The organism is Lonsdalea iberica, assembly GCF_002111585.1.
In the GTDB taxonomy this organism is placed as follows: Bacteria; Pseudomonadota; Gammaproteobacteria; order Enterobacterales; family Enterobacteriaceae; genus Lonsdalea; species Lonsdalea iberica.
Genome location: NZ_LUTP01000008.1, coordinates 72,037 through 91,007, shown reverse-complemented (window position 1 = coordinate 91,007; position 18,971 = coordinate 72,037). Strand labels below are relative to the sequence as shown.

General features: G+C 60.4%; 15 protein-coding genes. All 15 read left to right on the top strand.

Annotation, left to right across the window (positions count from 1 at the left end; all coding sequences use genetic code 11):
- Position 1 precedes the first annotated feature (1 nt).
- The 15 genes from yidC (at position 2) to kdpB (ending at position 18,961) form a co-directional block, all read left to right on the top strand.
- Positions 2-1,636 carry a membrane protein insertase YidC gene (gene yidC, locus AU511_RS04950; RefSeq protein ID WP_094099979.1) on the top strand — a complete coding sequence of 545 codons (1,635 nt, stop codon included), beginning with the start codon at positions 2-4 and terminating at the stop codon, positions 1,634-1,636.
- An 81-nt stretch (positions 1,637-1,717) separates the two neighbouring features.
- Complete coding sequence (gene mnmE / locus AU511_RS04945; protein WP_094099978.1) at positions 1,718-3,082, top strand: tRNA uridine-5-carboxymethylaminomethyl(34) synthesis GTPase MnmE; 1,365 nt, start codon at positions 1,718-1,720, stop codon at positions 3,080-3,082.
- A 689-nt stretch (positions 3,083-3,771) separates the two neighbouring features.
- Positions 3,772-5,031, top strand: a complete 1,260-nt coding sequence (locus tag AU511_RS04940; RefSeq protein ID WP_094108964.1) for a cytochrome P450 family protein — start codon at positions 3,772-3,774, stop codon at positions 5,029-5,031.
- Positions 5,024-5,161 (top strand): hypothetical protein, encoded by a 138-nt coding sequence (locus tag AU511_RS17530; RefSeq protein ID WP_205756420.1) that lies wholly within the window; start codon positions 5,024-5,026, stop codon positions 5,159-5,161. The genes AU511_RS04940 and AU511_RS17530 overlap by 8 nt, the downstream gene beginning before the upstream one ends.
- Positions 5,158-6,225, top strand: coding sequence for a cytochrome P450 (locus AU511_RS04935; RefSeq protein ID WP_205756419.1), 1,068 nt, complete (start codon positions 5,158-5,160; stop codon positions 6,223-6,225). Before AU511_RS17530 ends, AU511_RS04935 begins: the two co-directional genes overlap by 4 nt.
- Before the next feature lie 80 nt (positions 6,226-6,305).
- The gene (locus AU511_RS04930) at positions 6,306-7,607 is read left to right on the top strand and encodes a cytochrome P450 (protein ID WP_094108963.1); all 1,302 of its coding nucleotides are present in this window, start codon (positions 6,306-6,308) and stop codon (positions 7,605-7,607) included.
- 117 nt (positions 7,608-7,724) lie between these two features.
- A complete protein-coding gene (locus AU511_RS04925) occupies positions 7,725-8,702 on the top strand; it encodes an SDR family oxidoreductase (RefSeq protein ID WP_240503767.1) in 978 nt (325 codons plus the stop codon).
- A 13-nt stretch (positions 8,703-8,715) separates the two neighbouring features.
- Positions 8,716-10,080: a cytochrome P450 gene (locus tag AU511_RS04920; RefSeq protein ID WP_094108961.1), complete on the top strand. Its 1,365-nt coding sequence runs from the start codon at positions 8,716-8,718 to the stop codon at positions 10,078-10,080.
- Between the two features lie 148 nt (positions 10,081-10,228).
- Entirely contained in the window at positions 10,229-11,212 is a 984-nt protein-coding gene (locus AU511_RS04915) for a polyprenyl synthetase family protein (protein WP_100059639.1), read from the top strand.
- A gap of 50 nt (positions 11,213-11,262) precedes the next feature.
- Entirely contained in the window at positions 11,263-12,834 is a 1,572-nt protein-coding gene (locus tag AU511_RS04910; RefSeq protein WP_094108960.1) for a hypothetical protein, read from the top strand.
- On the top strand, positions 12,834-13,769 hold the full coding sequence (locus tag AU511_RS04905) for a terpene synthase family protein (RefSeq protein WP_094108959.1): 936 nt from the start codon (positions 12,834-12,836) through the stop codon (positions 13,767-13,769). The genes AU511_RS04910 and AU511_RS04905 overlap by 1 nt, the downstream gene beginning before the upstream one ends.
- Before the next feature lie 2 nt (positions 13,770-13,771).
- The gene (gene fni, locus AU511_RS04900) at positions 13,772-14,845 is read left to right on the top strand and encodes a type 2 isopentenyl-diphosphate Delta-isomerase (protein ID WP_094108958.1); all 1,074 of its coding nucleotides are present in this window, start codon (positions 13,772-13,774) and stop codon (positions 14,843-14,845) included.
- 274 nt (positions 14,846-15,119) lie between these two features.
- A complete protein-coding gene (gene kdpF / locus AU511_RS04895) occupies positions 15,120-15,209 on the top strand; it encodes a K(+)-transporting ATPase subunit F (protein WP_071999802.1) in 90 nt (29 codons plus the stop codon).
- A complete protein-coding gene (kdpA, locus tag AU511_RS04890; RefSeq protein ID WP_094108957.1) occupies positions 15,209-16,882 on the top strand; it encodes a potassium-transporting ATPase subunit KdpA in 1,674 nt (557 codons plus the stop codon). The genes kdpF and kdpA overlap by 1 nt, the downstream gene beginning before the upstream one ends.
- 30 nt (positions 16,883-16,912) lie before the next feature.
- Positions 16,913-18,961, top strand: coding sequence for a potassium-transporting ATPase subunit KdpB (kdpB, locus tag AU511_RS04885; RefSeq protein WP_094108956.1), 2,049 nt, complete (start codon positions 16,913-16,915; stop codon positions 18,959-18,961).
- Positions 18,962-18,971 lie beyond the last annotated feature (10 nt).

The window sequence follows — 18,971 nt, the reverse complement described above, 5'->3', positions numbered from 1 at the left end:
GATGGATTCGCAACGCAATCTTCTTCTCATCGCTCTGCTATTCGTAACGTTCATGATCTGGCAGGCCTGGGAAACGGACAAAAATCCGCCAGCCACAACACAGACCACGCAACAGTCTACGAACAATGCAGTCGGCGATGCCGCCAACCAGGGCGTCCCCGCCAGTGGTCAGGGTAAACTGATTACGGTGAAGACCGACGTACTGTCCCTGACGATTAACACTCGCGGCGGCGACATCGAGCAGGCCAACCTGCTGTCTTACCCGGCAACGCTGGGCTCCACCGAGCCTTTCCTGCTGCTGGAAACGACGCCGGCCTTCGTCTATCAGGCGCAGAGCGGTCTGACCGGGAAAAATGGTCCGGACAACCCGGCGAACGGTGCGCGTCCTCTGTATCAAGCCACGCAAGAACACTTCGAACTGACCGACGGTCAGAGTGAACTCCGCATCCCGCTGACCTATACCGACGCCAACGGTGCGACTTTCACCAAGACATTCGTGCTTAAGCGCAGCGACTATGCGCTGGGCGTTGAATACGGCGTCAACAACGCCAGCGCTCAACCGCTGGAGCTGTCGCTGTTCGGCCAGTTGAAACAGTCCATCGACCTGCCTTCACACCGCGATACCGGAAGCAGCAACTTTGCGCTCCACACTTATCGCGGCGCTGCGTTCTCTTCCAGCGACGAGAAATACAAAAAATACAGCTTCAGCGATATGAAAGAGCCGCTGAACATTGCGACGCAGGGCGGCTGGGTCGCCATGCTGCAGCAGTATTTCGCCACCGCGTGGGTACCGCAGGCCAACAGCAACAACACGTTCTACAGCGCCAATCTGGGCAACGGTCAGGCGGCCATCGGCTTTAAAGCCGCGCCGGTTGTCGTTCAGCCAGGCAGCCAGCAACAGCTGCAGGCTACGCTGTGGGTCGGACCGGAAATTCAGGACAAAATGGCTGCCGTCGCTCCTCACCTGGACCTGACCGTTGACTACGGCTGGCTGTGGTTTATCTCTCAGCCGTTGTTCAAACTGCTGAAATTCCTGCACGGCTTCATCGGTAACTGGGGCTTCTCCATTATCGCCATCACCTTTATCGTGCGTGGCATCATGTACCCGCTGACCAAAGCGCAGTACACCTCGATGGCCAAAATGCGCATGCTGCAGCCGAAACTGCAGGCGATGCGTGAACGCATCGGTGATGACAAACAGCGCATGAGTCAGGAAATGATGGCGCTGTACAAGGCTGAGAAGGTTAACCCGCTGGGCGGCTGCTTCCCGCTGCTGATTCAGATGCCGATCTTCCTGGCGTTGTACTACATGCTGATGGGCTCGGTAGAACTGCGTCATGCGCCGTTCGCTTTGTGGATTCATGACCTGTCTGCTCAGGACCCCTACTACGTACTGCCGATCCTGATGGGTCTGACCATGTTCTTCATCCAGAAGATGTCGCCGACGACGGTCACTGACCCGATGCAGCAGAAGATCATGACCTACATGCCGGTCATCTTCACCGTGTTCTTCCTGTGGTTCCCGTCAGGTCTGGTGCTGTACTATATCGTCAGCAACCTGGTGACCATCGCTCAGCAACAGCTGATCTACCGCGGGCTGGAGAAGCGTGGCTTACACAGCCGTGAGAAGAAATAACGCTGGCTGATAGCCAACCTCATTTCTAACGTAAGGCGGTCACTGACCGCCTTATTTTTTATGTAATCGAGAGAGATGACCATGAGCCATACCGACACCATCGTCGCCCAAGCCACGCCGCCGGGACGCGGCGGCGTAGGTATCCTGCGTATTTCCGGTTCCGCCGCGTCGGCCGTCGCGCAAGCCGTATTGGGAAAGCTGCCGCGTCCGCGCTATGCAGACTACCTGCCTTTTAGGGATGCCGACGGCAGCGTGCTCGATCAAGGCATTGCGCTATGGTTTCCCAATCCCAACTCCTTCACCGGCGAAGACGTGCTGGAATTACAGGGGCATGGCGGCCCGGTGATTCTGGACCTGTTGCTGAAGCGCATCCTGACGCTGCCGGGCGTACGCATTGCCCGTCCTGGCGAGTTCTCCGAGCGCGCCTTCCTGAACGATAAGCTGGATTTAGCGCAGGCCGAAGCCATCGCCGACTTGATCGACGCCAGCTCCGAACAGGCCGCGCGCTCCGCCGTGAACTCCCTGCAAGGCGTTTTCTCCAGTCGCATTCATCAGTTAGTTGAAGCGTTGACGCACCTTCGTATCTATGTTGAAGCGGCGATTGATTTCCCGGATGAAGAAATTGATTTCCTTTCTGACGGCAAAATTGAGGCTCAGCTGAACGCGGTGATCGCCGATTTGAATGGCGTGCGGGCCGAAGCGCGACAGGGGAGCCTGCTGCGCGAGGGCATGAAAGTGGTCATCGCCGGCCGTCCCAACGCCGGTAAGTCCAGCCTGTTGAATGCGCTGGCAGGCCGGGAAGCGGCTATCGTGACCGATATCGCAGGCACCACGCGCGACGTGCTGCGTGAACACATTCATATCGACGGCATGCCGTTGCATATCATCGATACCGCCGGTCTGCGCGATGCCAACGACGAGGTGGAGCGTATCGGCATCGAACGCGCCTGGTTGGAAATCGAGCAGGCCGATCGGGTGCTGTTTATGGTCGATGGCACCACCACCGATGCCAGCGAACCTGCTGCCCTCTGGCCAGAGTTTATGGCGCGTCTGCCGAAGACGTTGCCGATCACCGTGGTGCGCAACAAAGCGGATATCACCGGAGAAACGCTAGGTATCGAAGATGTGAGCACCCACTCGCTCATCAGACTTTCGGCGCGTACCGGGGAAGGCGTAGATCTGCTGCGCAACCATCTGAAAGAGAGCATGGGCTTTACCAGCAATACCGAAAGCGGCTTTCTGGCCCGTCGCCGTCATCTGCAGGCGCTGGAACGCGCGGCCGAACATCTGGAACAAGGACGCGACCAGTTGGTGAGCGCTTACGCGGGCGAGCTGCTGGCGGAAGAACTGCGGCTATCGCAGCAGGCGCTCAGCGAAATCACGGGAGAATTCACCTCCGACGACTTATTGGGCCGCATATTCTCCAGCTTCTGCATCGGCAAGTAACGCTGAGTCTGTAAGCGTCCACTCACTTCCACTCATCCCGCATAGCGCCTTGTTATGCGGGATTTTTTGTTCTTTAACCATGCCGCTTCTCGCTCTACAATTCCGCACCCACCTCGGCCTCCCGGACGCCTTTCTCAAAACCGCTCCTTTTGCGCATTCGGTTTGCAAAAAAAAGCATTTTTTTAACAAAAAAAACTTTTTCGAGATTTTACATACCGTAAAAAATCCTTATTTTCATTAATCAATTTTATTGATGTTATTTCGTGTCATTTTCGTGTTGATGCCTTGGAACAACGAGAAAAAGTACAGATAAAACCTTTATTCATCATAAAGTTTCATAATGAAATACTCTGATGCTTTTCATTATTGTCGGCTGTTATATTGTTTTGACAAAACGGTGTCAAACAATGGAAACGCAGTGGAATAAACCAATAAATTACCAATTTTTCAAAATAAAAATCTACCCATATCCTTAACCCCCCCACCCTTAAAAATGCTTTACAGTGCTTTTTTCTTGATCTAAGTTAAAAAAACGCGGTTTAAAGTTTAAAAATCAACCATATATTAAGTTGATTATTTTTATTTTTTTCGCCAGCAAGACGCGACGAAGTACATGACCATAACCCTAAATTTTATTAAACGATTTGTTCAATATTACTTGGGTATTTCTTCGACACGGAGGTCGATGCATGCGAAATGGAAGCGCATTCTGCGAGAGAGACATCACCACTATTTCATCCAATCCGGCAGATCTGGACTCGACATCTGCTCGGCTTTTGCAGAAGGGTCCCATTGCCGGCGTCTCGCTCCCCGGTAACATCAACACTTGGGCGATCAGCCACCATCACACTCTCCGGCAAATTGTCGCCGACCCGAGATTCACCCGTGACTGGCGTCATTGGCGCGCCTTGCAAGAGGGAGAAATTCCGGAGAATCATCCCCTCATCGGGATGTGCCGCCTCGATAACATGGTCACCGCCCACGGTGCCGATCACAAACGGCTGCGGGGCGTCCTGTCGAAATCTTTTACGCCGCAGCGCATTGCACAGATGCGACCAAGCATTGAACAGCGGGTCGCCGAGCTCATTGCCGCCATGAAGCAACAGGGCTCTCCGGTCGATTTGATGGCCAATTTCGCCATCCCGCTTCCCACCATGGTTATCACCGAACTGTTTGGCCTGCCGGACCAGCTCCGAGCCGAAATCGTCGGCTTGACCAACAGCCTAGCCAGCACCGAGGCGACGCCGGAAGAGGCTCGTGCAACGAGGGAGCGCATACCCCGTTTTTTCGACCAACTGGTTAAAACTAAACAACTTAATTTAAGCGACGATCTGGCGTCCGCGCTGATTCTTGCACGCGACAACGGTGAGCTAACGTCTGATACTGAGCTGCTCGACATGCTGTTCATGGTGCTTTCGGCGGGGTTCATCACCACTTCCGGCGTCATCGGCAACGGCGTGCAGGCATTACTCACTCATCCCGATCAGCTCCAGATGCTGCGTAACGGCGCTATCTCCTGGGAACAGGCTATCGAGGAAATCTTGCGCTGGGGCAGCAGCGTCGCCTATCTGCCGTTCCGCTACGCGATGGAAGATATGGATATCGGCGGCCGCCACATCCGCCGGGGAGACGCCGTCCTGATGGCATTCCACGCGGCGAACCGCGACCCGAACGAGTTCGGCCCGAATGCCAGCCAGTTCGATATCACCCGCAAGAACAACCGTCATTTATCCTTCGGGCAAGGCCCTCATTTTTGTCTCGGCGCCGCGCTGGCGCGGCTGGAGCTCATGAGCGCACTTCCCGCCTTATTCACGCATTTCACCGATCTCGCGCTGGCGACGGCCGACGAGGACATCAGCTATATGCCGTCCTACGTCATTCGTTGCCCGTTGACCTTACCGGTCTCTTTCAGGAACACACCACAGAAAATGGAGGGAACCCATGCTTGAAAATCACCCAGTACAATTGCCGATGTGGCGCGTCAACCATATCGAGCCGTCGCCGGAGATGCTGGCGCTGCGCTCACGCGGACCCATCCACCGCGTTCGTTTCCCCTCCGGCCATGAGGCTGGTGGGTGACCGGGTACAATGAAGCCAAGACCATCCTGAACGATGAGCGTTTTCGTCCTGCAGGCATGCCGCCCGCCGAATTTACGCCGGACTCCGTGATTCTGGGCTCTCCTGGCTGGCTGGTCTCTCACGAAGGCGCTGAGCACAGCCGTCTGCGCGCCATTGTCGGGCCAGCTTTCAGCCCTCGGCGCGTACAAACGCTGACCCAGCAGATTGAAGTCATCGCCTTTCGCCTGTTTGACGAGATGGCATCCAGCCCGCAGCCGTTAGACCTGCGTAAACACCTGTCATTCTCCCTGCCTGCGATGGTGATTTGCGCCTTGATGGGCGTGCCATTCGAAGACCACACCTACTTCGCCGGACTTTCCGACGAAGCGATGACTCACCAGCACGAAACGGGCGCGCGTGACGACTCCCGCGTGGCATGGGAAGCCCTTCGCGAATACATTCGCCGGAACATGCATGCCAAACGGGAAACGCCCAAAGACGATCTGCTGACGGATCTCATGACGGCGGTCGATCAGGGAAAAGCGACGGAAGAAGAAGCGCTGGGATTGGCGGCAGGTATGCTGGTGGCAGGGCATGAAAGCGCCGTAGCGCAGATCGAGTTCGGTCTGCTGGCCCTGTTTGAACACCCCGATCAACGTCAGCGGCTGATTGACGATCCGTCGATCGTGGATCAGGCCGTGGAGGAGATCCTGCGAATGTACCCTCCTGGCGCGGGCTGGGACGGCATCATGCGCTATCCGCGCACGGACGTGACGATTGCGGGCGTCCACATCGCCGCGGAGAGCAAAGTTCTGGTCGGGCTGCCGGCGACCTCCTTCGACCCTCGGCAATTCAAAGACCCGGAAGTGTTTGATATCGGGCGCGACAAAAAACCTCACCTCGCCTTTTCCCACGGACCGCACTACTGCGTCGGCGTCGCGCTGGCGCGGCTGGAGCTACGTATTGTGTTCGGCTCGATTTTCCAGCGGTTCCCTCAGCTACGTCTGGCCGTTCCTTCGAGTCAGCTCACGCTGCGCAAAGAGATCATTACGGGCGGATTCGAGACGTTCCCCGTATATCTGTAACGTCCAAACCAGCCCCCTTAGGGCCGTTGTTATTTGTCCTGTTCTCCGCTAACGCTTGCAGAACAGGCGTGAGGTCACTTATGAGCACTCAAGAACATTCAACCCCATCGGCAGCCGCCTACCGGGATGCATTCGCTGCGCTGGCTGCGCCGGACAATAACGCGAATCCGTATGACTATATGCGCTGGCTGCGTGAGCACGATCCCGTACATCGCTCAGTCTCCGGTATTTTTCTGCTGAGTCGCCACGCCGATATTTACTGGGCGCTGAAAGCAACTGGAGACGCCTTCCGGGGCCCGTCCGCCGAGGATTTAGCCCGCCTTTTCCCTCGGGCGGCGACCAGCCGGTCGCTGAACCTGCTCGCCTCCACGCTGGCCATGAAAGAGCCGCCCACGCACACGCGCCTGCGTCGACTTGTCTCCCGCGACTTCACGGTGCGGCAGATCGACAGCCTGCGACCCGGCATCGTGCGGGTGACTCATTCGCGACTGGACGATATCGCGTCCTCGCTGGAAAAAGGCGATGTCGTCAACCTGCACGAAGCCTTCTCCGTCGTGCTGCCCATGCTGACTTTCGCCGAACTGTTTGGTATGACGCAGGCGGATATTTTCGCGCTCGCCGCCAGCATTCGCACCATTCTGGAGGGACTTAACCCGCACGCCAGCGACGAACAGCTTGCGGCATCGGACGCGGCCAGCCTGGAGGTGCAGCGCTATTTTGAAGGACTGATAGAGCAAAAGCGGCGCGCCCCCCAGTCAGACCTGGTATCGGCGCTGGTGTCCACCCACGATGATGACGCCGACACACTGTCGGATGCGGAGCTCATCAGCATGCTGTGGGGCATGTTGCTGGGCGGATTCGCCACCACCGCCGCAACGATCGATCACGCCATTCTCGACATGCTGGCGTTTCCTGAACAGCGGCGCTGGCTGGATGGCGACGCGGCATCGGTCAAAGCCTTTATCGAGGAAGTGCTGCGCTACGATGCCCCCGCCATGTTCAGCTCCATTCCGCGCATCGCTCAGTACGACATCCCCCTCGGCGACGTCACCATCCCCGAAGGGGCTGACGTGCGCGTGCTCCTCGCGTCCGGCAACCGAGATCCAGCGGCATTCCCCGACCCGGACCGCTTCGACCCGTCACGCTTCCACGGCACTGCGCCGGGCATGTCCACCGACGGCCACGTCCTGTTGAGCTTCGGTCACGGCATCCATTTCTGCCTCGGCGCCCAGTTGGCGAGAGTGCAGTTGGCCGAATGCCTGCCCGTCATCCACGCACGATTCCCACACCTTGTGCTGGCCGGCGATCCGGAGCGGGAACCTTCCGCCTTTCTCAGGACCTTCCGCTCTCTGCCGGTCCGTTTGGATACGCCAGGAGAATGACATGAAAGTGAAGGTCAACCCGGACTTATGCGGCACGACGGGACAGTGCGTACTGACCCTGCCCGGCATGTTCTGGCAACGCGATGAAGATGGCATTGCGGAAGCCATTCGGGCGACGTGTCGGAAGCGCTACGCGAGAAGGTGTTGCTGGCGGCCAGTCAATGCCCGGTCGCCGCGATTGAGATCCTCGACGACGAGAGGGGACGTCCTCCCCTCATCCACGAGCAGGTCATCGACGTACAAAACAAGGAGCGCCCGATGGGTAAGTTCAACGGTAAAACCGCTGTAGTCACCGGCGCGGGAGCGGGTATCGGTAAGGCCTGCGCGGCCGCTATCGCTCAGGAAGGGGCGCGCGTGGTGGTAGCGGATATCGACGGCGATAGCGCCGAGATCTGTGCCGAGAGTATCCGCGCAGCGGGCGGCGAGGCTATCGCGTTGTCCGTGGACATCTCGGACGAACGTAGCGTCGCCGCGCTGTTCGCCCAGACAGCGCGTCATTTTAGCGGCGTCGATTTGTTGGTCAACAATGCCAGCGCCATGAACCTCACGCCGCGCGATCTCAATATTCTAGAGGTGGACCTCGCCATCTGGGATCAGATTATCGCCACTAACCTGCGCGGCACGCTGCTGTGCTGCCGTCAGGCTATCCCCGGCATGGTCGCCCGCGGGGGCGGCGCCATTATCAACATGACCTCATGTCAGGGATTGAGCGGCGATACGGCACTCACCTCCTATTCCGCCTCAAAGGCCGGGATGAACATGTTGACCGCGTCCCTGGCGACGCAGTACGGCCAGAGCGGCATACGCTGCAACGCGGTGGCGCCGGGACTGATTATCACCGAGCGTCTGGCGGCCAAGCTGAACGATACCCTGCGGCAACACCTGATGCGGCACCAACTGCTACCGCGTACCGGGCTGCCGGAAGACGTCGCGGCACTGGTGGTTTTTCTCCTCTCCGAGGACGCCGCGTTCATCACGGGTCAGGTGATACGCATCGACGGAGGGATGCTGTCGCACGTGCCCACCTACGCCGACGGCGGCAATATTCGCCGTCCTGCGCCCATCAGCCCAGACCTCGACCTTCCCCGTTCGTGATGGAGATGACGATATGCTGCTAAATCCGTTTAAACGCAGACCTCGTCCAGAGCAGGGCATTCCCATGATGGCGGGCGCTTTTCCCGTTCTGGGGCACCTTCCCGCCATCGTGTGCAATCTGCCCAGCCTGCTGCGCCACGGAGAAAAGACCTATGGCGACCATTTTTGGCTCGATTTCGGTCCTGCGGGGCACTTCGTGACCAGCACCCACCCGGACGTGTTCGCACTACTGAGAAACAAAGAGGCTTCGTCGGCGCTGATTGAAGAAATGGCGACCGATATGCTGGGCGGATCGGTCGTGGCGCAGGACGGCATGACGCACCGACATGCCCGAGATGCCATCAAGCCGACCTTTCTACCGAAAGGGCTGACGCAAGCGGCCATTGGAGAAACCTTCGCCCCCCTGATTCACCAGCGTATTCAGCAGTGGTGCGCGCTGGACGAGATTTCGATTCTGCGGGAGTCCAACGACCTGATGCTCACGCTGATTTTCCGCCTGTTGGGTATTCCTGCACGCGACCTCCCCCAGTGGCATCGTCAATATCGCGACCTGATCCGTCTGCTTATCGCGCCGCCCATTGACCTGCCCGGCACCCCGCTGCGGCGCGGGCGGGCGGCGCGCGACTGGATTGACGGACAGCTGCGGGACTATATCCGGCATGCGCGCGCCCATCCTGATCAGCCAGGCCTATTCTGCGCATTGGTGACGTCGTTTGACCAGAACGAACAGCAGTTGCCCGACGATACGCTGATTGCCAACCTGCGCCTGCTGGTGCTCGCGGGCCACGACACCACGGCATCGACAATGGCATGGATAACCGTTGAACTGGCGCGTCGCCCCGACGTCTGGGAGTCGCTATGCGAAGAGGCGGAGCGACACGGGCGAATCCCCACCCAGCACAGCGATCTGGCGCGATATCCGATCGCGGAAGCGGTCTTCCGGGAGACGGCGCGCCTGCATCCGCCCACGACGCTTTTGCCCCGACGCGCCGTGCAAGATCTCGACATCGCCGGTCACCGCATCCAGGCAGGCACCAATCTGTGCATTCCGCTTCTGCACCTGTCGCACTCCTCCCGGCTGCACGAGCAGCCTGATGAGTTTCGGCTGGAGCGCTGGCTGAACAGGACGGAGTCGATCAAATCCATCGACGCGCTGCAATTCGGGACGGGGCCGCATGTCTGCATCGGCTATCACCTGGCGTGGTTGGAACTGATGCAGTTCAGCGTGGCGCTGGCGCTGACCTTGCGCCGTGCCGGGCGGCGGCCGCAGCTCCTGAACGACCCCGATAAAGGCACTCACTACTACCCCACCGCGCATCCTTCGATGGGGATTCGCATCGCCTTTTCGAAAGAGTCGGGCAGACGCCTATCGGAGTGAAGGCAGAGGGCGACCGAGTTACGAAAAACGCCGGACGAACGGCGAGGGAAGCCCACTATCGCGGGGGGCGTCTTGTGCGTTGAGGCACAGCGTCCAGACGGACTGACCCACGCTCTTGATTGATGACACGGAAACTATGGGATCGAAGATGATGAATATCCTCACCAACAGGCGCAAGAACCCGAAGTCCGCCCTCGGCGCCCGTGAAACGGGCTCCTACGGGGGGCAGCCCCTTCATACGCAGGACGTGAACGTATGGATGAAAACCAACGCCAAGCACATCGAGCATGCGCTGGCAGCGCTTTTACCTTCGGACTACGACCAGAGCACCCGTCTGTCCGAGGCAATGCGATATGCCACGCTACAGGGCGGTAAGCGTACCCGAGCGCTGCTGACCCAAGCCGCGGGAGCGCTGAATGACACTCCCGCGCCCCTTCTGCACGGCATCGGCGCCGCGATCGAAATGATGCATGCCTGCACGCTGGTTCATGATGATCTCCCCGCGATGGATGACGATGTACTGCGCCGGGGCCTGCCCACGGTGCATGTGAAGTTCGACGAAGCGACGGCGATCCTGGTCGGGGACGCATTACAGGCCCACGCCTTTCTTACGCTGACACAGTTGGCGATTCCCGCAGAAAACCGCATCGCGCTGGTACAGGAACTGGCTCGCGCCGTGTCCACCGAGGGGGCCGCAGGCGGTCAGGCAATCGATTTGGCCCTCGTCGGCAAAAGCGTACCGCTGGATCACATCATCAAAATGCACGCCATGAAAAGCGGCGCGCTGGTTCGCGCGTCGGTACGCATGGGGGTGCTCTGCACGGTTATCGACGACGACGAACACCGCGAACTCTACGAGGCGCTGGACCGCTACAGCGCCTCGTTCGGCCTGGCGTTACAGGTCATCGACGACATTCTCGACGCCACCGAGGACACCGCTACGCTCGGGAAAACCGCAGGCAAAGATGCGGCGGCGCAGAAACCCACCTGCGCATCCCTGATGGGGATAGCGGCCGCTCGCTCGCTGGCTTCGGATTTGTTCCATGAAGCCGAGACGGCGATTACGCCGCTGGGGCCGCGCGCCGAAAAACTGGCGCAACTGATTGCACTGGCGGCTAAACGGCTGCCCTGATTTCCGGGTGCGCTCGTCATCGACGGGGTGCCTAATAGGGAGAACTCACCATGCACGTTTTAACTGAAAATATCCTGACCGAACTGAATACGCTGCTGTCCGACATGCACGACGGCGGCTACGTCGGCCCTTCGGTGTACGACACCGCGCAGCTATTGCGCGCGCATCCCAGTCCCCCCGACCGCGCCGGCGCCTATCGCTGGCTGATTGAACAACAACACGAAGACGGCGGTTGGGGCAGCCCGGACTTCCCGCTGCATCGTCAGGTACCGACCGTAGCGGCAGTACTGGCGCTACATGAGGCGCAGCCTCAGCCCGAGGGGGCCGCCGCCGCCCTCGCTGCTGCCGACGCGTATTTGACGCAGGAGAACGATCCCTATGCCGATGGCATCCCGGACGACGCGCCCATCGGCGTCGAGCTGATCCTGCCGCTGCTATGCCGTCAGGCGACCAGGCTTCTGCCCGCTCTCGCCTACCCGCGCTATGGCGCGCTCTATCAGGCGGAAGCCGCGCGGCTGGAAAAACTGGAATCGCTTACCGCGGTGCCGTCAGGGCACCCTCTGTTCCACTCCTGGGAGTCCTGGGGGCGGACATCGACCGAGGCCACGCCAGACGCATTCGGCAGCGTTGGCATTAGCCCATCGGCGACCGCGGTCTGGCTCGGTCGCGCCTGTGCCGAAAACTCGGCCGCGCCTCAAGAACGTACAGCACATTATCTGCACAATGCCTCGCGCGCGACCGGCGTCGGCATTGACGGCGTGGTGCCGAACGTCTGGCCCATCGACGTTTTCGAACCCTGCTGGTCGCTGTACTCGCTTCACCTCGCGGGCCTGTTTTCTGCTCCCTCGCTCACCACCGTGGTGCAAACCCTCGCGGCAAGCATCCAGATGATCCTTACCCCACACGGAGTGGGGCCAGCACAGACTTTTGCGTCGGATGCTGACGATACCGCCATCGCAGCAGCGGTCCTGCAGCTTTCAGGCCACTCACTCACTTTCAATCCGCTGCGTCAGTTTGAAAAAGGCGACCTGTTCGTGACCTTCCCCGGCGAGCGCAATCCATCGCTTTCGACGACGATCCATGCCGTGCACGCGCTAAGTCTGCTCGGCACCGACGCGCCCGCCGCACGCGCCTACATTGAGCACGGCAAAAGCGCCGATGGCGTATGGAAAAACGAAAAATGGCACGCCTCCTGGCTGTACCCGACGTCACATGCCGTCGCCGCGCTGGCGCACGGCATGCCGTCGTGGCGAGATGATGATGTGCTGTACAAGATTCTGGGGGCGCAACACCCGTCGGGAGGCTGGGGCGCCGGGTCTGCGCCGACGCAGGAAGAGACCGCCTATGCGCTGTTCGCGCTGCACGTCATGAACGGCAGAGTTGACGCCGACCTGCGCGAGAAGCTGGCGTCAGCCGTCGATCGGGCGCGGGAGTGGTTGCTGGCGCGCTATCAGCCGAACCAGCTTCCCGTTACGCCGCTGTGGATCGGGAAAGAGCTGTATTGCCCTCAGCGCGTGGTGCGGGTCACCGAACTAGCCGGGCTTTGGCTGGCGCTGAACTGGAACTCCCCCCACGCCGATGTTTGCGACGCACAAACAGAAACGCAAGGAGAACGGATGTGATGACCCTGCACGACGACGCCTGCCAGCAGGTGAAGGCCTGGGGCGAAACGCTGTCCGGCTTTCTCGACGAGCATGCGGTGGAGGCCGTCCGGGGAGGACAATTTATCCTCCACAGTATTCGACCCGAGCTGATCGCGATGAGCGCCCGTACCGGGCGCGATCCGGACGACGAAGCGCGAGTGCTTGCTTTCTATCAGGAGATGGCGCTGCTGTTCTGGATCGATGATTGTCACGATCGCGCGGCGATAACACCCGACGACTACGCCGTCGTCGAGGGCATCCTCGTCGGCCGGACGCCGGACGCGCCAACGGCGTCCGAGGGCTGCTCCGCGCTGCGCCATCGTCTGGCCCAACTGGCCTGCCACAAACACGATTATTCACAGCTGCTGGCCGACACACAGGCATACAGCACGGCCTTACGAAACGGCAAGCGCCTCGCGAGCGACCCTGGTGGCTGGTCTTATGCCGAACATCTCCGAAACGGCATCGACTCCATCGGCTACCGAAATGTGTTCGGATGCCTGTCGCTGCTGTGGGAACTGGATATGCCGCGCTGGCTGACCGAACCGACCTTTCAGAACGCCCTGCGCTTCCTCTGCGCCATCGGCCGATTGCAAAACGATCTGCATGGCCTCGACAACGATCGCGCCTCGGGCGAAGCCGATAATCTGGCGGTACAGCTCGAACGCCGCTATCCCACGTTGAACGCCGTCGCGTTTCTTCAGACTGAAATCTCCGGCTACGAAAGGATGCTGAGGCCGCTATTGGAGACGGCGCAATTCGCTCCCGTCTGGGTACGACTGATGAAAACCATGCTGACGGTTCGCGCTCAATACTACGCCACATCGGCCCTACGCTACCGGGTTGACGGCTCGGCAACGTCCGCCCGCTCAGGCAATCCGCGCCACACATCAGCGGGAAATGACAGGGAGTAAAAATGAAACCAAGCGACGCGCTAAGCCAACGCAAAAACGACCACCTGGATATCGTCCTCAGGCAGAAGGCCGCTTCGCATACCTCCGCAGGCTGGGATCTCGTCCAGTTCGAACACTGCGCGTTGCCGGAGCTAAGCCTTGAGGGCATCGACCTGAGCAGCACGTTGCTGGGCATCGGGGTGCGAGCGCCTCTGCTGATTAGTTCCATGACCGGCGGAGCGAGACGCGCCGAGGCCATCAACCGACATCTGGCGGAAGCGGCGCAGTCGTTACGCATCGCTATGGGCGTGGGTTCGCAGCGCGTGAGTCTGCGAACCGACCACCGTCAGGGGCTGACGCGCGCATTACGCCGCGCCGCGCCGAATGTCCCGTTGCTCGCCAATATCGGCGCCGCCCAACTGCTGGAATCTGATGGGCTAACGCTCGCCAGCCGCGCGGTGGAAACACTGGAAGCCAACGGCCTCATCATCCACCTCAATCCGTTGCAGGAGGCGGTTCAACCCGAGGGGGATCGGGACTGGCGCGGGGTACTGGCCTGCATTGCACGAACGACCGCTCATCTCGGCGTCCCGGTGATGGTAAAGGAGGTCGGGACAGGTCTTTCGGCGCGGGTAGCGCGAATGCTGGTCGACGCGGGTGTACAGGCCATCGATATTGCGGGCATGGGCGGCACCCATTGGGCGGCAGTGGAAGCCGAGCGCGCAGACCATCCCGCCGACCGGGAGGTGGCCATGGCGTTTGCCGACTGGGGCATCCCCAGCGTCACTGCGGTACAACAGGTTCGGCAAGCATTGCCGGAGACGACGCTGGTCGCTTCCGGTGGTATTCGCAACGGCGTGGATGCGGCGAAAGCGCTCCGACTGGGCGCGGACATCGTGGGTCAGGCAGCAGGCGTTCTTGAGGCCGCCACCCGCTCCACCGAGGCAGTGATCGCCCATTTTGACATCCTCATTCGCCAACTGAAAATTGCCTGCTTCTGCACAGGATCGGGCAACCTCGCGGCGCTACGACAGGCTCGGTTATTGCCGCCTCCCGGCATGATCCCCGAGGAACACCCTGCGAAAGCCCCCGATTGAGCGCATGGCCAACGCTATCCATGTCCCTTTGCGCGGACGGCATTCACCGCATGGCTTGCGCGCGTTTTGACACTGCGCGACGCAAGCTCATGGCCCCGGCGCGTAACCGGCGGACATCGACAGTGTCGATCGCGCCTCCCCTAACAGACCCGACATTGCCAAGTTTTCGTTCCATTTATACAAAATTTTTATACTGCCCCTCCGCAATTTGACGACATTTTTATTTCCCTTTCTCTACGCTCCTCCGTATTCCCTTCACACCTGGAGAATCACCGTGAGCGCAGGAATCATCGCCGGCATCGTGCTGGTCTTTTTATTGCTGGGCTACCTGTTTTACGCCCTGTTTCATGCGGAGGCGCTGTGATGGCCGCCGACGCAGTTTTACTCCTCGCCGTCTACCTGGCGGCGCTGTTGTTATTAGCCCATCCGCTGGGACGCCTGCTGACGGGACTCATTCACGATAAAGCATTGCCGGGAACGGCATGGCTTGAGCGTGGGGTGTGGCGACTGTGCGGCATCTCGGACGGCGACATGAACTGGCGTCAATATCTGGCGGCGGTGCTGGCGTTCAACCTGCTCGGCATCATCGTCCTGTTCGCCATCCTAATGTTACAAGGGGTTCTACCGCTCAATCCGCAGGGATTACCGGGACTGTCATGGCATCTGGCGCTGAACACCGCCGTCAGCTTTGTCAGCAACACCAACTGGCAGTCTTACGCTGGGGAAAACACCATCAGCCACTTCAGCACGACGATGGGGCTGACCGTGCAGAACTTCCTCTCGGCAGCAACCGGTTTCGCGGCGCTGTTCGCATTGATTCGCGGGTTCTCCCGCCATGCGACCGACAAGCTAGGCAACGCGTGGCGCGACCTGACGCGAACTACGCTGTTCGTGCTGCTGCCGCTGTCTCTGCTGACGGCGCTGTTGATGGTCAGTCAGGGCGTGCCGCAAAACCTCAGCCCTGACCTGACCGTCACGACGCTGGAAGGCGTGCAGCAAACGCTGCCGATGGGACCCGTCGCGTCGCAAGAGGCCATCAAAATGCTCGGCGTCAACGGCGGGGGAGCGTTTAACGCCAACTCGGCGCATCCATTCGAGAACCCGACGGCGCTGACCAACTTCGTGCAGATGCTGGCGATGTTGCTGATCCCCGCCGCGCTGTGTCTGGCATTCGGCCGGGCGATCCGTGATACCCGACAAGGGCACACCGTGCTGTGGGCGATGCTGATCATGTTCGTGGTCGCCGCGGCCGTGGTCATGAAGGCCGAAGTCGACGGTAATCCGCATCTGGCCGCCTACGGCGCGGACAGCGTGCTGAACTGGGAAGGCAAAGAGAGCCGCTTCGGCATCCTGCAATCGGCCTTGTTCGCAGTCATTACGACGGCGGCCTCATGCGGCGCGGTCAATGCGATGCACGACTCCTTCACCGCGCTGGGCGGAATGGTGCCGCTAGGGCTGATGCAGATTGGCGAAGTGGTCTTCGGCGGCGTGGGCTCCGGCCTGTACGGCATGCTGATGAATGTGCTGCTGGCGGTGTTCGTCGCCGGACTGATGATCGGCCGCACGCCGGAGTATCTGGGAAAAAAAATCGGCGTACCGGAAATGAAAATGACGGCGCTCGCCATCCTGATCGCCCCAACGCTGGTTCTGCTTGGCACCGCGTTGGCGATGATGACCGACGCCGGTCAAGCCGGCATATTGAACCCCGGTCCCCACGGCTTTACCGAGGTGCTGTATGCGCTCTCGTCCGCCGCCAACAATAACGGCAGCGCGTTCGCCGGGCTGGCTGCGAACACGCCGTTCTACAACCTGCTGCTGGGCGCCGCCATGCTGATGGGTCGATTCGCCCCGATGATCCCCGTGCTAGCCATCGCCGGATCGCTGGCAAACCGCCCTACGCAACCCGCCAGCGTCGGAACGCTGCCGACCCACGGCGCGCTGTTTGTCGGGCTGATTATCGGCACCGTGCTGCTGGTCGGGGCGCTGACCTTTATTCCCTCGCTGGCCTTAGGGCCGATTATCGAGCATCTGCAGTGATGGCATCACTCATTGCCGGAGACACCTTTTATGGGACATAACTCGCTTTCCCAGCCGCGCAACACGCTGTGGCGCGCCGCGCTGGTCGAGTCATTCAGGAAGCTCGACCCTCGGATGCAATACCGCAATCCGGTGATGTTCGTCGTGTTCCTGGGCAGCATTCTGGCGACGCTGCTGGCCGTCGGCATAAGCCTGGGTTGGCAGGCGGGTGAACTGACGTTCACCGCGGCGATCAGCCTGTGGTTGTGGTTTACCGTGCTGTTCGCCAACTACGCCGAGGCGCTGGCCGAGGGGCGCAGCAAGGCGCAGGCCGAAAGCCTGAAAGGCATCAAACGCACCCGCTGGGCGAAAAAACTGGCGGAGCCGAAACACGACGCGCCGAACCAACAGGTAGCAGCCGACAGCCTGCGAAAAGGCGATTGGGTGCTGGCGGAAGCTGGCGACATTATCCCCTGCGACGGCGAAGTGCTGGCGGGCGGCGCCTCCGTGGATGAAAGCGCGATCACCGGCGAATCCGCGCCCGTTATTCGCGAGGCCGGGGGCGATTTCGCCTCAGTGACGGGCGGAACGCACATCCTCTCCGACTGGCTGGTGATCCAGTGCAGCGTCAACCCCGGCGAGACTTTTCTGGACCGCATGATCGCGATGGTCGAAGGCGCCACGCGCCGCAAAACGCCCAATGAGATCGCGCTCTCTATCCTGCTGATCGCACTGACCATCGTCTTCCTACTGGCGACCGCGACGCTGTACCCCTTCTCAGCCTGGAGCGGCTCGCCGGTCAGCGTCATCGTGCTGGTGGCTCTACTGGTCTGTCTGATCCCGACCACCATCGGCGCATTGCTGTCGGCGATTGGGATTGCGGGGATGAGCCGGATGCTGGCCGCCAATGTCATCGCCACCAGCGGACGCGCAGTAGAAGCCGCGGGGGATGTCGATGTGCTGCTGCTGGATAAAACCGGCACCATCACGCTGGGCAACCGGCAGGCCAGCCAGTTTCTGCCTGCGCCCGGCATCACGGAAGCGGCGCTGGCGAACGCCGCTCAGCTGGCGTCGCTGGCGGATGAAACCCCGGAAGGCCGCAGCATTGTGGTGCTGGCCAAACAGCGATTCAAGCTGCGCGAGCGCGACCTGCAGAGCCTGAACGCCACGTTCATTCCCTTTACCGCGCAGACCCGCATGAGCGGCGTGAATATTGGTTCGACGCGGTTGCGTAAAGGCGCGGCCGACGCTATTCGCCGTCACGTCGAAAGCCAGGGCGGACAGTTCCCCTCTGCGGTCAATGCGCTGGTGGAGTCGGTGGCGCGCTCTGGCGGAACGCCGCTGATCGTGGCGGAGGATAACGCCGTGATGGGGGTGGTGGCGCTGAAAGACATCGTCAAAGGCGGCATCAGGGAACGCTTTGCCGAACTGCGCCGGATGGGGATCAAAACGGTAATGGTCACCGGCGATAACCCGCTCACGGCAGCCGCCATCGCCGCCGAGGCCGGGGTCGATGACTTTTTGTCGGAAGCGACGCCGGAAGCCAAGCTGGCCCTGATCCGTCAGTATCAAGCCGAAGGCCGCATGGTGGCGATGACCGGCGACGGCACCAACGATGCGCCCGCGCTGGCGCAAGCAGACGTAGCGGTGGCGATGAACTCGGGGACGCAGGCGGCCAAAGAAGCGGGCAATATGGTGGATTTGGACTCCAATCCCACCAAGCTGCTGGAGGTGGTGCGCATCGGTAAACAGATGCTGATGACGCGGGGATCGCTGACCACCTTCAGCATCGCCAACGATGTGGCCAAGTATTTCGCCATTATCCCCGCGGCGTTTGCCGCAACCTATCCTCAGCTCGACAACCTGAACGTGATGCATCTGCACTCGCCGAACTCGGCCATCCTTTCCGCGGTGATTTTCAACGCGCTGATTATCGTGCTGCTGATCCCGCTGGCGCTCAAAGGCGTTCGCTACCGGCCGATGTCGGCGGCGTCGCTGCTGAGCCGTAATCTGTGGATTTACGGCGCGGGCGGCCTCGCGGCGCCGTTTATCGGCATCAAACTGATCGATATGCTGTTGATCGTTCTGGGTCTGGGCTGAGGAGCCAAAG